Origin of the sequence: Lentibacillus halophilus (assembly GCF_039522485.1) — a bacterium.
GTDB lineage: Bacteria > Bacillota > Bacilli > Bacillales > Amphibacillaceae > Lentibacillus > Lentibacillus halophilus.
The window spans coordinates 423,083-436,866 of the sequence record NZ_BAAADM010000054.1 but is presented as its reverse complement, the minus strand read 5'-3'; the positions used below and the strand labels follow the sequence as shown (position 1 = coordinate 436,866).

The 13,784-nt window shown below is 42.2% G+C and carries 13 protein-coding genes; all 13 read left to right on the top strand.

What is annotated here, in order from left to right; genetic code table 11:
* Nucleotides 1–56: 56 nt before the first annotated feature.
* The 13 genes from rplS to rpsB all read left to right on the top strand — a co-directional run bounded on the left by rplS (nucleotide 57) and on the right by rpsB (nucleotide 13,748).
* Nucleotides 57–401, top strand: a complete 345-nt coding sequence (gene rplS / locus ABDZ72_RS11975; RefSeq protein WP_343753385.1) for a 50S ribosomal protein L19 — start codon at nucleotides 57–59, stop codon at nucleotides 399–401.
* A gap of 193 nt (nucleotides 402–594) precedes the next feature.
* Complete coding sequence (gene lepB / locus ABDZ72_RS11970) at nucleotides 595–1,155, top strand: signal peptidase I (protein WP_343753383.1); 561 nt, start codon at nucleotides 595–597, stop codon at nucleotides 1,153–1,155.
* 11 nt (nucleotides 1,156–1,166) lie between these two features.
* Nucleotides 1,167–2,015, top strand: coding sequence for a ribosome biogenesis GTPase YlqF (ylqF, locus tag ABDZ72_RS11965; RefSeq protein ID WP_343753381.1), 849 nt, complete (start codon nucleotides 1,167–1,169; stop codon nucleotides 2,013–2,015).
* A 129-nt stretch (nucleotides 2,016–2,144) separates the two neighbouring features.
* The gene (locus tag ABDZ72_RS11960; RefSeq protein WP_425542378.1) at nucleotides 2,145–2,918 is read left to right on the top strand and encodes a ribonuclease HII; all 774 of its coding nucleotides are present in this window, start codon (nucleotides 2,145–2,147) and stop codon (nucleotides 2,916–2,918) included.
* A 138-nt stretch (nucleotides 2,919–3,056) separates the two neighbouring features.
* Nucleotides 3,057–4,220, top strand: coding sequence for an ADP-forming succinate--CoA ligase subunit beta (sucC, locus tag ABDZ72_RS11955; protein WP_343753377.1), 1,164 nt, complete (start codon nucleotides 3,057–3,059; stop codon nucleotides 4,218–4,220).
* A 45-nt stretch (nucleotides 4,221–4,265) separates the two neighbouring features.
* Entirely contained in the window at nucleotides 4,266–5,168 is a 903-nt protein-coding gene (sucD, locus tag ABDZ72_RS11950; protein WP_343753375.1) for a succinate--CoA ligase subunit alpha, read from the top strand.
* A 111-nt stretch (nucleotides 5,169–5,279) separates the two neighbouring features.
* On the top strand, nucleotides 5,280–6,173 hold the full coding sequence (dprA, locus tag ABDZ72_RS11945; protein WP_343753373.1) for a DNA-processing protein DprA: 894 nt from the start codon (nucleotides 5,280–5,282) through the stop codon (nucleotides 6,171–6,173).
* A 129-nt stretch (nucleotides 6,174–6,302) separates the two neighbouring features.
* Complete coding sequence (gene topA, locus ABDZ72_RS11940) at nucleotides 6,303–8,381, top strand: type I DNA topoisomerase (protein ID WP_343753371.1); 2,079 nt, start codon at nucleotides 6,303–6,305, stop codon at nucleotides 8,379–8,381.
* 432 nt (nucleotides 8,382–8,813) lie between these two features.
* Nucleotides 8,814–9,731 carry a tyrosine recombinase XerC gene (xerC, locus tag ABDZ72_RS11935; RefSeq protein WP_343753369.1) on the top strand — a complete coding sequence of 306 codons (918 nt, stop codon included), beginning with the start codon at nucleotides 8,814–8,816 and terminating at the stop codon, nucleotides 9,729–9,731.
* Between the two features lie 19 nt (nucleotides 9,732–9,750).
* Nucleotides 9,751–10,296, top strand: a complete 546-nt coding sequence (hslV, locus tag ABDZ72_RS11930) for an ATP-dependent protease subunit HslV (protein WP_343753367.1) — start codon at nucleotides 9,751–9,753, stop codon at nucleotides 10,294–10,296.
* Between the two features lie 17 nt (nucleotides 10,297–10,313).
* The gene (gene hslU, locus ABDZ72_RS11925; protein WP_343753365.1) at nucleotides 10,314–11,708 is read left to right on the top strand and encodes an ATP-dependent protease ATPase subunit HslU; all 1,395 of its coding nucleotides are present in this window, start codon (nucleotides 10,314–10,316) and stop codon (nucleotides 11,706–11,708) included.
* Between the two features lie 31 nt (nucleotides 11,709–11,739).
* Entirely contained in the window at nucleotides 11,740–12,519 is a 780-nt protein-coding gene (gene codY / locus ABDZ72_RS11920; RefSeq protein ID WP_343753363.1) for a GTP-sensing pleiotropic transcriptional regulator CodY, read from the top strand.
* A gap of 458 nt (nucleotides 12,520–12,977) precedes the next feature.
* On the top strand, nucleotides 12,978–13,748 hold the full coding sequence (rpsB, locus tag ABDZ72_RS11915) for a 30S ribosomal protein S2 (RefSeq protein WP_343753361.1): 771 nt from the start codon (nucleotides 12,978–12,980) through the stop codon (nucleotides 13,746–13,748).
* Nucleotides 13,749–13,784: the final 36 nt, after the last annotated feature.

Genomic DNA, 13,784 nt, shown 5'->3' with positions numbered 1-13,784 from the left:
GATGTTCCGCTGTCCGTAGTGCGATATGAGCATTGGTTTGGAAGGAGTGAAACAGGATGCAAAACATACTTGAAGAAGTGACAAAAGATCAGCTTCGTACCGATCATCCTGAGTTCCGTGCGGGTGACACGGTTAAAGTTCACGTTCGAGTTGTAGAAGGAAGCCGTGAGCGTATTCAGGTGTTTCAAGGTGTCGTTATCAAACGTCAAGGCGGTGGAATTAGCGAAACATTCACTGTAAGAAAGATTTCTTACGGAATTGGTGTCGAGCGTACATTCCCATTGCATTCACCTCGTGTTGCGAAAATCGACGTTTCCCGCCGCGGCCTTGTTCGTCGTGCGAAACTTTACTATCTTCGTAATTTGCGCGGAAAAGCAGCGCGTATTAAGGAACGCCGCTAGATTCGCCAATAGAATGACTGATGAAAAGGGGCTTGGTTATTTTACACAAGCTCCTTTTTGCTTCTTAAGCATGGTTAATATAAGCGTATCACAATACGCAGGACGTTACCCTGTGGAAATAAAACACATCATGCTATAATAACAGACATAATAATAAACAAGCTATATATAGACTGTTACAGGCGGTGGGATTATGACGGAACGGAAGAGGGAATGGATTGACTGGGTAAAAGCGTTGCTGATTGCATTTGGTATAGCGTTTATAGTACGAACGTTCTTTTTTGCCCCTATTGTTGTTGATGGTCCCTCAATGATGCCGACATTGCATGATGGTGATCAAATGATTGTTAATAAATTTATTTATGATATACAGGAACCCGAGCGGTTTGATATCGTTGTGTTCCATGCATCAGACAAAAAAGATTTTATTAAACGTGTTATTGGTTTGCCGGGCGAACATGTTGCCGTTAAAGATGATAATTTATATATCGATGGAGACAAAAGAAAAGAACCCTTTTTACAGGAACGAAAAGAAGATATGCATTCCTATCAGACATTGACAGGTGATTTTCAGCTTGAAGATCTTCCTGGTGGATACGAAACCATTCCGGACGGTTATGTGTTGGTATTGGGAGATAATCGCAATAACTCCACAGACAGCCGAATGTTGGGGCTTGTTTCGATGGATCGGGTTGTCGGACAGACCAGTTTCATTTACTGGCCGCTTGATCGAATGCGAATAATACATGATTAGGAGGATGGATGTTGCCAATACAATGGTTTCCGGGTCATATGGCTAAAGCAAAACGTGAAGCAGAGGAGAACGTGCAACTAGTGGATTTTGTAATGGAGCTTGTCGATGCCCGCGCACCTTTATCCTCCCAAAATCCAATGCTTCAGGATATTTTACATCAGAAGCCAAAAATGATCGTCATGATGAAAAAAGACCTCGCAGATGCTTCGATGACAGATCGGTGGATTGCTTATTTTAATGATCAGGGAATGTCCGCTATTGCCGTTGATGTTAATGATCAAGCCGATATGAAGCAGGTCGTTCAAACCGGTCAGGAACTTGGTCAGGAAAAACAGAACAAGCTAAAAAAGAAAGGTGTGAATCCGCGTTCTCCTAGGGCGATGATTCTCGGTATACCGAATGTGGGGAAGTCGACGTTGATTAATCGTCTAGCCCATAAGAAAATTGCCCAAATCGGTGACAAACCAGGTGTGACCAAAAAGCAGCAATGGATTAAGGTGAAAGGTGACCTTGAGTTATTAGATACACCCGGAATTCTATGGCCCAAGTTTGAAGAAGAAATCATTGGTTACAGGCTAGCAGCTATTGGTACGATTAAAGATCAGCTGTTGCCGTTGGACGATGTCGTTGCATTTGTCATTCAGTATATGCAGGAACATTATCCTGGGCCATTGCTGGAACGATACGGAATTGATCGTGACATGCACGACATGTGGGACATATTTGTAACGATCGGAAAACAACGTGGTGCCTTGGAAAGCGGCGGGAATGTTAATTTTGAAAAAGTGTCCGGTTTGGTTCTCAATGATTTGCGTGCAGGAAAACTTGGTCATTTAACAATGGAGACACCTCCGCAATAGATGAATAAAAATCTATCGCTGGAGTGTTTTTATTTCCTTTGTATCAGTAGCATGACATACACATTTCGATAGGATAAACGCTATTCCAGTTTTCTATAATGAAACAAACAAGAGACGAAGGTGATTCGTTTGAAAAAGCAATCCATTGGTGTATTAAAACAATCATTGGAAGCAGATGAATTGGATCAGGCATACATAAATGCATTGAAATCAGATGAACGCAAAGGAGTACAGCAGCTGATTCAACGGTATGAGCGAAAAAAGTTGAAGGAAAAGGCACTTGAAGAACATTTTAACCGCATGTCTCGGAATGAAAAGAGACATTATGCCAATGGCTGTACTTATATAGCAGGAGTGGATGAAGCCGGGCGTGGTCCGTTAGCAGGTCCGGTTGTCGCTGCGGCAGTTATATTGCCGCATGATTTTAAATTGCTCGGACTGAATGACTCCAAGCAGTTGAATGAACGAACGCGCCACGAATTCGCTCACTTGATCAAAAAGAATGCTGTCAGCTATAGCATTGCAATGATTGATAATCAAACAATCGATGACATCAATATCTATCAAGCTACGAAAAGGGCTATGCATGGTGTGGTCAAGCAGCTTGATCCTTCACCGGACCACGTCATGATTGATGCTGTTTCTGTTGATAACCTGCCGTGCACGTCCGAAGCGATAACGAAAGGGGACCAGGAAAGCATATCTATTGCAGGGGCAAGTATTTTAGCGAAGGTCACTCGGGATCATTTCATGAAAAAATTACATGAGCAGTATCCGGCATTCGGGTTTGCATCCAATATGGGCTACGGCACAAAACAGCATCTTGACATGCTGAAGGAACAGGGAATATCACCGTATCATCGCAGATCATTTTCGCCTGTACAGAATGCTCTTAGCCAGTAGAATAACAATGACGTTTACATAACCATTTGATTGTCAGGTGCATTAAGACATATGTTGATGAGAATCGCTATTTCTTGTGCAAATACCAGTTTTTTTATACAATAACAATGTAGTGAAATTTGATGGGAGGATGAATTTATGAACATTCATGAGTATCAAGGCAAAGATATCTTACGCGAATCCGGCGTGAGTGTTCCGAATGGGTATGTGGCATATACGGTCGACGAAGCAGTAGAAGCATCTAATAAATTAAAGGGCAATATTACCGTTGTGAAAGCGCAAATCCATGCCGGCGGACGCGGGAATGCCGGTGGTGTTAAAATTGCCAAAAATTCGGATGATGTGCGTACATATGCCGATGACATATTAGGCAAACAGTTAGTGACACACCAGACAGGCCCGGAAGGCAAAGAAGTGACGCGTTTGCTCATAGAGGAAGGCAGCGATATTCAAAACGAATATTACGTTGGACTTGTACTGGATCGTGCGACTTCCCGTGTAGTGATGATGGCTTCAGAGGAAGGCGGCACGGAGATTGAAGACGTGGCTGCCGAAACCCCGGAAAAAATCTTTAAAGAAGTCATTGATCCAGTGGTCGGGCTTTCCGGTTATCAAGCACGGAGACTCGCATTTAACATTAACATTCCGGACGAACTAATCGGCAAAGCAGCCAAATTTATGATCGGTCTTTACAACGTATTTGTTGAAAAAGATTGCTCCATTGCTGAAATCAATCCGCTTGTTACGACTGGTGACGGTGAAGTGATGGCACTGGATGCGAAATTGAACTTTGATGACAATGCATTGTTCCGTCATAAAGATATTGCTGAATTGCGTGACTTGGATGAAGAAGATGAGAAAGAGATCGAAGCTTCCAAATACGACTTGAGTTACGTAGCACTGGATGGAAATATTGGTTGTATGGTTAATGGCGCAGGGCTAGCCATGTCCACGATGGATATTATCAAATATTACGGCGGCGAACCGGCAAATTTCCTTGACGTTGGTGGTGGTGCAACAGCTGAAAAAGTCACTGAGGCATTTAAAATTATTTTGTCCGATGACAATGTCAAAGGCATTTTTGTCAATATTTTCGGTGGCATCATGAAATGTGATGTCATTGCAGAAGGTGTCGTTGAAGCTACAAAACAAGTAGGTCTTGACATTCCGCTTGTGGTGCGTCTGGAAGGAACGAACGTCGAATGGGGCAAACAAATTCTGGACGAGTCAGGCTTGAACATCACATCTGCCGGTTCCATGGCTGATGGCGCCGAAAAGATTGTTTCTGCGGTTAAAAACTGAAAGTAGTGAATCATTTATTGATTACATCAGAAAGGACGGACGAAGATGAGTGTATATGTAAATGAAGATACAAAAGTTATTGTCCAGGGAATCACTGGCGGCACGGCTAAATTTCATACGAAACAAATGCTCGAATACGGAACAAAGGTTGTCGGCGGTGTTACGCCCAAAAAAGGCGGAACTGAAGTAGAAGGTGTTCCGGTATACAATACAGTGAAGGATGCTGTTGACTCAACTGGTGCTAATGCGTCTGTCGTTTACGTCCCGGCTCCGGCTGCGGCGGATGCTATTTTGGAAGCGGTGGATGCCGAACTGGATTTGGTTATATGCATCACTGAACATATTCCGGTTATGGACATGGTTAAAGTAAAACGGGCTATGAAAGGCAAAAAAACGCGTCTTGTCGGTCCAAACTGCCCAGGTGTTATTACGGCTGATGAATGCAAAATTGGCATTATGCCGGGATACATCCATAAGAAAGGTCATATCGGCGTTATATCGCGTTCCGGCACATTGACTTACGAAGCTGTACACCAGCTATCAGAAGCCGGTTATGGTCAGACAACGGCCGTCGGTATCGGTGGAGACCCTGTAAACGGCACCAGTTTCATTGATGCTCTGCAGGATTTTAATGACGATCCAGAAACAGAAGCAGTCGTCATGATTGGTGAGATTGGCGGTACAGCTGAAGAAGAGGCAGCCGAATGGGTAAAGGCAAATATGAATAAACCCGTTGTTGGCTTTATTGGTGGAGCGACAGCACCTCCAGGAAAACGAATGGGTCATGCTGGAGCCATCATTTCGGGCGGTAAAGGAACGGCAGAAGAAAAGATCCGTACGATGAATGAAGCAGGCATTAAGACCGCTTCCACACCGGCTGACATTGGTGACACCATGATTGGCGTACTAAAAGAAAATGGTTTGCAGGAAAAATGCAAAACACATTAGTGGTTTTGAAGGAACCCAGGAATGCTATATTTGCTTTCCGGGTTCCACCTATATTATGCTGAATGCTATTTAGTTATCCACATACAATAATATAAAAAAGGTAGTGATTCATTGGAAACATTTCGTGAACGGCTCATTCATATAACCCGATGCCGTGGTATCAGCCGCAGGACTGTACGTGCGTTTATACGCTGCGACCCCACACTCAAAACATTTTATCAACGTTCGTCTTCCAACATCAGTCAGTTCTTCTCGTTGCCATCCAAAAAAGCCGCTAAATTTCATTCCGATCTTCGTAATCCCGATCTGAAATCGCAAATAAAACATGAACAGACCTATTGCAAATTAATAACCATCGTTGACGATATCTATCCATCTGTGTTAAAAACTATTAAAGATGCGCCACTTGTGCTTTACGCTATGGGAGACACCAATTTATTAACCCACCAGCCCATGCTCAGTGTGATTGGTACGAGAAAGCCATCAACAGAAGCAATGCCTAAAATGAAACGATATTTGGTCCCACTTATTCAGGAAGGATGGCTTATCGTCAGTGGCATGGCCATGGGCATTGACAGCTATGCACATCATCTTGCTTTGAATCACCAAGGAAAAACCATTGCCGTACTGGGAAGTGGATTCGATTATGTCTACCCAAAGCAGCATATACAGTTGTTCAGGCAAATTGCAGCAAAAGGATTGGTTTTATCCGAATACCCTCCGAACACTTCACCTGAACGCTATCATTTCCCTGAACGCAATCGAATCATCAGTGGACTGTCATTCGGTACGTTTGTTATTGAAGCAATGGAACGCAGTGGAACATTGATTACAGTTGACCAAGCTCTGGACCAAGGAAGAGATGTATATGCACTCCCCGGTTCCCCGCTTGCCGAACACGCAAAAGGCTGTAATCGAATGATTCAGGACGGTGCAAAATTAGTACTGGATTCATCAGATATTGTCGACGACTGGAAGCAAATGGAATTTTACTGGAACATATAGACGTTCGAAGCGACATATCATAGTTGACAAACGAAAACTGACTATTTACTATTAGTGAAGATTTCCAATGTTGAATAGGATTTGCAATACACACCTCTATAAATGCGTCCTGATGTGGGAGGAGAACATATGTCAGATTATCTTGTGATCGTGGAATCGCCGGCAAAGGCGAAAACGATCGAACGTTATTTGGGAAAAAAATACAAGGTGAAAGCATCCATGGGACATGTTCGGGATTTACCGAAAAGTCGAATGGCTGTAGATCCGGATAATCAATTTCAACCGAAATATATAACAATCCGCGGAAAAGGGGATGTTTTAAAAGATTTAAAATCCGCCGCGAAAAAGTCCAAAAAAGTTTTTTTAGCAGCAGACCCCGATCGAGAAGGCGAAGCTATTGCTTGGCATTTGGCATATGCACTCAACGTTGACCAAGACTCGAAATGCCGAGTTGTTTTTAATGAAATTACGAAAGATGCGATTAAAGAATCATTTAAAAATCCACGATCTATTGACTATGACCTGGTCAATTCTCAACAGGCTCGACGGATTCTTGACAGGCTTGTTGGCTACAACATCAGCCCCTTACTTTGGAAAAAAGTTAAAAAAGGATTGAGTGCCGGGCGGGTACAATCAGTCGCTGTGAAAATGATTATTGAACGGGAAAAAGAAATCCAAAATTTTAAGCCGGAAGAATATTGGTCCATAGAAGCTGACTTTCAGAAGGAATCCGAACATTTTGAAGGATCTTTTTATGGAGTGGAAGGCAAGAAACAAGAACTGAAATCAGAATCGGATGTGCGAACAATCACTGACAGTTTGGACGGAAAGACATTTTCAGTCGATAAAGTGAATCGACGCGAACGCAGACGTAATCCTGCCAAACCATTCACTACATCTTCCTTGCAACAGGAAGCGGCTCGAAAACTGAATTTCCGGGCCAAAAAGACCATGATGGTTTCCCAGCAATTATACGAAGGGATTGATCTAGGCAAAAAGGCAGGTGGAATTACCGGACTCGTCACGTATATGCGCACAGATTCAACGCGCATATCCAATACAGCCAAACAGGAAGCCGCAACTTATATTGAAGAAAATTATGGTAAGAAGTTTCTCGGCGCTTCCGGGCAGTCGAAACAACAGCAAGGCGCACAAGATGCTCATGAAGCAGTCAGACCTACTTCCGTCGGACGTGATCCGCAGTCGCTTAAGCCAATTTTATCAAGGGATCAATACCGTCTTTATAAACTGATCTGGGAACGATTCCTTGCAAGTCAAATGGCACCAGCTATCATGGATACCATGACGGTTCATTTGCTCAATAATGGGGTTGAATTCCGGGCAACAGGCTCAAAAATAAAGTTTAAAGGTTTTACGAAGGTATACGTTGAAGGAACCGATGATAAGAAAAAAGACGAAAATAAATTTTTGCCCGAATTGACTGAAGGTATGACTGTTGAGGCAAATAACATCACACCAAATCAACATTTCACTCAGCCTCCGCCAAGGTATACAGAGGCAAGGCTTGTCCGGACCATGGAAGAACAGGGAATCGGACGACCTTCAACCTATGCCCCCACACTGGATACGATTCAGCGCAGAGGTTATGTGCAACTGGATAATAAACGGTTTGTTCCAACTGAATTGGGAGAAATTGTTACTGATATATTGAAAGAGTTTTTCCCAAAGGTTATCGATCTTGATTTCACTGTTAAACTGGAAGAGGATTTGGACGCCGTTGAAGAAGGAAAAGCTGAATGGGTTCAGGTTTTGGATGAATTTTATGTTGATTTCCGAAAGCGGCTGGAAAAAGCAGAAGAGGAAATGGAAAAAGTGGAAATTCGTGATGAACCTGCCGGAGTTAATTGTGAACATTGCGGCCATGAAATGGTTTATAAAATGGGCCGATATGGTAAATTTATGGCCTGTTCGAACTTTCCGGATTGCCGTAACACGAAACCGATTCTTAAAAAAATTGGTGTAACGTGTCCGCGCTGTCAACAAGGGGATGTTGTCGAACGCACGTCCAAAAAGAACAGAAAGTTTTTTGGATGTGACCGTTATCCGGAGTGTGAATTCATATCATGGGATAAACCTATCTCCAGACCATGTCCAAAATGCAGTTCATTCATGGTTGAGAAAAAGACAAAGAAAGAAACACGTGTGCAATGCACAAACTGTGATTATAGGGAAACCGAAGAGAACTGACCGCTGTGGACCCACGGCGGTCAGTTCTCTACTGTGGTAGTTAAACGAGCCAGAAAGTATTGTGAATGATTAACCATTGAACAATCATATTAGAAATACATTTATTGTTTTTCATCCATAAACTCTTATACTTTCTCCTTCAACGTGCTACATGTGAAAGTAAGAGGAAACATCTGTCTATCAATGGATAGTAACCTCACTGATTAATGTTTCACTTTATTGACTATCATATGGGAAACAGATATAATTGCGCATTGGTAAGGTGATTTGCTTGACAGTTTTATTCAGGTTGCGTTTTAATAGTGTTTGGTTCAAAGACCTCCCTTTAAAGGGTTTGCACATGTTTCTGAATTTTGTTACAATTTCGTTAAGTTTATTGCCTTACATGCTTACGTATGATATGCTCTATTCGTTGTTTTTTGGGGTGACATAGTGAAACAATTTTCAGAGTTGACAAAAGCATTTGTAGCGTATTTACAAATTGAGAAGAACGCGTCACCATATACCATTACGTATTATACGGATGATCTTGAAACATTTTATCTTTTTTTACATCGGGAAGGGATTACAAACCTGCAGGATGTGGATTACCGGGTTATCCGAACCTTTTTAACGTCTTTGTATAACCAAAAGTTGGGCAGGCGGTCTGTTTCGAGGAAAATTTCGAGTTTGAAGAGTTTTTTCAGGTTTTTGGAACGGGAAGAGAATATATATGGCAATCCCTTCCTCCATATCAACCTCCCCGTAGCTGAAAAAGCGATTCCTGGATTTCTGTATATGGAGGAACTCGAGAAACTTTTTGAAGTAAATGACTTAAGCGATCCAATTGGACAGCGTAATCAAGCTCTTATTGAAACACTTTATGCAACCGGGATTCGTGTCAGTGAATGCCAGCGCATGCGGCTTTCAGATATTGATTTTACCATCGGGACTATGTTCATCAAGGGAAAAGGAAGCAAAGAACGGTATATTCCATTTGGACGTTTTGCGGAAATAGCACTTGAAACATACATAGATGATGGACGAAAACAACTGCTGAAAAAGGCTTCTGCATCTACACCCGGAGACGCTGTTTTTTTAAATAACAGAGGCGGTGCACTAACTGCAAGAGGCATCCGTGTCATTTTGGACAAAATGGTTGAAAAAGCTGCTCTTACTGTTCATGTGCATCCGCATAAACTGCGGCACACATTTGCTACCCATATGCTGAACGAAGGTGCTGATCTCCGAACGGTCCAGGAATTACTGGGACATGAGAATCTAGCCTCAACACAAATTTATACACATGTAACCAAAGATCGACTGCGCAGTGTATATATGAACAGTCATCCGCGAGCAAAGGATCAATAATTATAAAGAGGTGATGATCGTGACATCTGAGATGCATGCAACGACCATATTTGCCCTTAGGCATAATGGACAATGTGCTATGAGTGGTGATGGGCAAGTTACCTTGGGAGATGCAACCATCATGAAACACACAGCCCAAAAAGTCCGAACACTATATAATAATCAGGTTCTGGCGGGGTTTGCCGGTTCAGTGGCGGATGCATTTACATTGTTTGAGAAATTTGAAGGAAAACTGAAGGAATTTGACGGCAATCTTGCCAAATCAGCTGTTGAATTGGCTAAAGAATGGCGCAGTGATAAAGTCCTCCGAAAACTGGAGGCCATGCTTATTGTCATGAATAAAGATAAGATGTTTCTGGTTTCCGGGACTGGAGAAGTTATTGAACCGGATGATGACATTCTCGCCATCGGTTCAGGCGGGAACTTTGCACTCAGTGCCGGAAGAGCTTTGGTTCGGTATTCAAGCAATCTGACAGCCAAGGAGGTTGCCCGGGCTGCTTTGGAGATTGCTGGTGAGGTTTGTGTATACACCAATAATCAGATTACCCTGGAGGTTCTTGATTAGTAAGGAGGCTTTTGTTTATGGGTATTCATTATACACCGAAACAAATCGTTGATCAGCTTGATAGCTATATCGTCGGCCAGGCGGATGCCAAGAAGTCTGTAGCCATAGCTTTGAGGAATAGATACCGGCGTACGAAGCTTGATGAGCAAATAAAAGATGAAATTGTTCCTAAAAACATTTTGATGATTGGTCCGACCGGTGTCGGTAAAACAGAAATTGCCCGCCGTATGGCGAAAATGGTTCATGCCCCTTTTGTTAAAGTCGAAGCGACAAAATTTACCGAAGTTGGGTATGTCGGACGTGATGTGGAATCCATGGTACGTGATCTTGTGGAAATGGCTCTTCGCATGGTTAAAGAAGAAAAAATGGAAAACGTGAAGGATAAAGCACGTGAAGAAGCGAACAAAAGTCTCGTTCAACTACTTGTTCCACAGGCAAAGAAGCAATCCAATATGAAGAATCCGTTTGAAATGTTATTTTCTTCACAAGATGATGACCAACAGGATGATGAGTCATCAGACAACGATGAAGACACTCGAAATAAACGGAAACAAGTGGAACATCAGTTATCAATGGGTGAATTGGAAGATCATCAAGTAACCATTGAAATAGACGAACAGCAACCTTCCATGTTTGATATGTTACAGGGTTCTGGAATGGAACAAATGGGTATGAATATGCAAGATGCACTCAGTCAATTTATGCCGAAAAAGAAAAAGAAACGGACACTTCCTGTCTCAGAAGCCAGAGACGTTTTGACACAGCAGGAAGCTCAGAAGCTTATTGATATGGAAGAGGCGGCTGAAGAAGCCATTGACCGTGCCGAACAGACAGGCGTTCTCTTTATTGATGAAATTGATAAAGTTTCCGGTAAAGAGGACAATTCTGGGAACGTTTCCCGTGAAGGGGTGCAACGTGATATTCTTCCCATTGTCGAGGGGTCGACGATTGTCACCAAACATGGTCCGGTAAAAACCGATCATATGCTTTTCATTGCTGCAGGCGCCTTCCATACAGCAAAGCCATCTGACTTAATACCGGAATTGCAGGGAAGATTTCCAATACGTGTGGAACTTGACAAACTGGCTGTCGAAGATTTTAAGCGTATATTGAAAGAGCCATCGAATGCATTGTTGAAACAATATTCAGCATTATTAAAAACGGAAGGTATAAATGTTGTGTTCACCGACCAAGCTGTGGATAGATTGGCGGAAATTGCTTTTCAAGTGAATCAAGAAACCGATAATATTGGTGCAAGACGGCTTCACACGATTATGGAAAAATTGTTGGAAGATTTATCATTTGAGGCTCCTGAGATTACGATGGAAACTGTTGAAATTACCGATTCCTACGTTGATGAGAAATTAAAAAATATTGTAAATGATAAAGATTTGAGTCAGTTCATTCTCTAAAATGGAATGACAACGAAATGGAGGAAAAATTATGGAACTATTACACCGTGCAAGAAAAATTAATGCCATGCTGCAGAAAACGACAGGAAAATCAGTTGATTTTAATGATATGTCCGCAACATTAAGAGATGCGATTATAGGCAATGTGTTTATTGTCAGCCGACGCGGAAAGCTACTCGGGGTGGCGATTAACCAAGAGATTGAAAACGAGCGCATGAAAACCGTGCTTGAAGAAAGGCAATTCCCTGAAGAATATACAAATGGCTTATTCAATTTTAATGAAACGACGTCCAATCTTGGTATTGACAGTCCGTACACGGCATTTCCTGAAGAAAACCGCGAACTGTTTCAAAGCGGACTAACCACTATTGTTCCCATCATCGGCGGCGGTGAACGACTCGGAACACTCGTATTAAGCAGACTGACCGATCAATTTAATAATGATGATCTGCTTCTTGCTGAATATGGTGCCACAGTGGTTGGAATGGAAATATTGCATGAAAAAACGGAAGAAATTGAAATGGAAGCCAGAAGCAAAGCTGTCGTGCAAATGGCCATAAGTTCACTATCGTATAGTGAGCTGGAAGCCATTGATCATATTTTTGAGGAACTTAATGGTAAGGAAGGACTCCTTGTTGCAAGTAAAATAGCAGACCGGGTCGGTATCACGAGATCGGTAATTGTTAATGCTCTCAGAAAACTTGAAAGTGCTGGCGTCATTGAATCACGGTCCCTTGGCATGAAGGGAACGTATATCAAGGTATTGAATGACAAATTTCTGGTTGAACTTGATAAGCTTCGTTCAAGGTAAACATCAACAATGACACACAAAAACAGCTATCAAAAAGGTAGCTGTTTTTTGTGGCAGTTGTATCAAAAGCATTGAACCGACGTGTCAAAGATTATCTAAAAATGCCGGAACAATAACGAACTGAGAGAATATTATATATCTGGTGAACTATCATGTAAAATGAAATCCGGTAATGTTCAATTCCGGGATAATCACCAGCGAAAAATGGCACGTTAATAAAACGGTGATAAAATTTCAAAACAATGCCTAACATAACCCTTGATTGGTTATTCTTGTTATGATATATTTATTTTTGGTGTAAGACTGTGTTTAACTCAGGAATAAACACAAATCAAATACACACGCCAAGTGATTTGTATCATTGGTGCCATTTGTTGAGAGCAATGTTCAGTTTATCAATATGGTCATAATACAAAGATGATCTTGAGCGGAGGAAAAACCATTAGGAGGAATGGATTATGTCAGTCATTTCAATGAAGCAACTGCTAGAAGCCGGTGTGCACTTCGGTCACCAGACACGCCGATGGAATCCGAAGATGAAAAAATATATCTTCACGGAGCGTAACGGCATTTACATTATTGACCTGCAAAAAACGGTCAAAAAGGTTGAAGAAGCTTACAATTATGTGCGAGATATTGCAGCCAATGGTGGCTCCATCTTATTTGTCGGAACGAAAAAACAAGCACAGGATTCTGTCCGAGATGAAGCAACGCGTTCAGGTATGTTTTATATGAATCAACGCTGGTTGGGCGGAACGCTTACGAACTTCCAGACTATACGCACGCGTATTAACCGTTTGAAGGATATTGAACGTATGGAAGAAGATGGAACATTTGAGTTACTTCCGAAAAAAGAAGTGATGGGTCTTAGAAAAGAGGAAGACCGACTTGTTAAATTCTTGGGTGGAATCAAAGAAATGGACAAACTTCCGGATGCCATGTTTGTTATTGATCCGCGTAAAGAACGAATTGCCATTGCGGAGGCGCATAAATTGAACATCCCGATTATTGCTATGGTTGATACCAACTGCGATCCGGATGAAATTGACTATGTCATTCCCGCAAATGACGATGCCATCCGTGCTGTTAAGCTGATGACGTCCAAAATGGCGGATGCTGTCCTTGAAGTGAAACAAGGAGAGGAAACAGAAGATGTGGAAACAGAGGAACAAGCCCAAGCCGTTCCTGCTGGAGACACTGAAGCTGAATCAGAAACAGATAATGAGTAAAAGGTGAGAGGATAGGTGATAAGGGGATGCGAGCCT

Coding starts and splice junctions, on each gene's coding strand:
- rplS (WP_343753385.1), top strand. CDS start 57: ATGCAAAACATACTTGAAGAAGTGACAAAAGATCAGCTTCGTACCGAT.
- lepB (WP_343753383.1), top strand. CDS start 595: ATGACGGAACGGAAGAGGGAATGGATTGACTGGGTAAAAGCGTTGCTG.
- sucC (WP_343753377.1), top strand. CDS start 3,057: ATGAACATTCATGAGTATCAAGGCAAAGATATCTTACGCGAATCCGGC.
- sucD (WP_343753375.1), top strand. CDS start 4,266: ATGAGTGTATATGTAAATGAAGATACAAAAGTTATTGTCCAGGGAATC.
- topA (WP_343753371.1), top strand. CDS start 6,303: ATGTCAGATTATCTTGTGATCGTGGAATCGCCGGCAAAGGCGAAAACG.
- hslU (WP_343753365.1), top strand. CDS start 10,314: ATGGGTATTCATTATACACCGAAACAAATCGTTGATCAGCTTGATAGC.
- codY (WP_343753363.1), top strand. CDS start 11,740: ATGGAACTATTACACCGTGCAAGAAAAATTAATGCCATGCTGCAGAAA.
- rpsB (WP_343753361.1), top strand. CDS start 12,978: ATGTCAGTCATTTCAATGAAGCAACTGCTAGAAGCCGGTGTGCACTTC.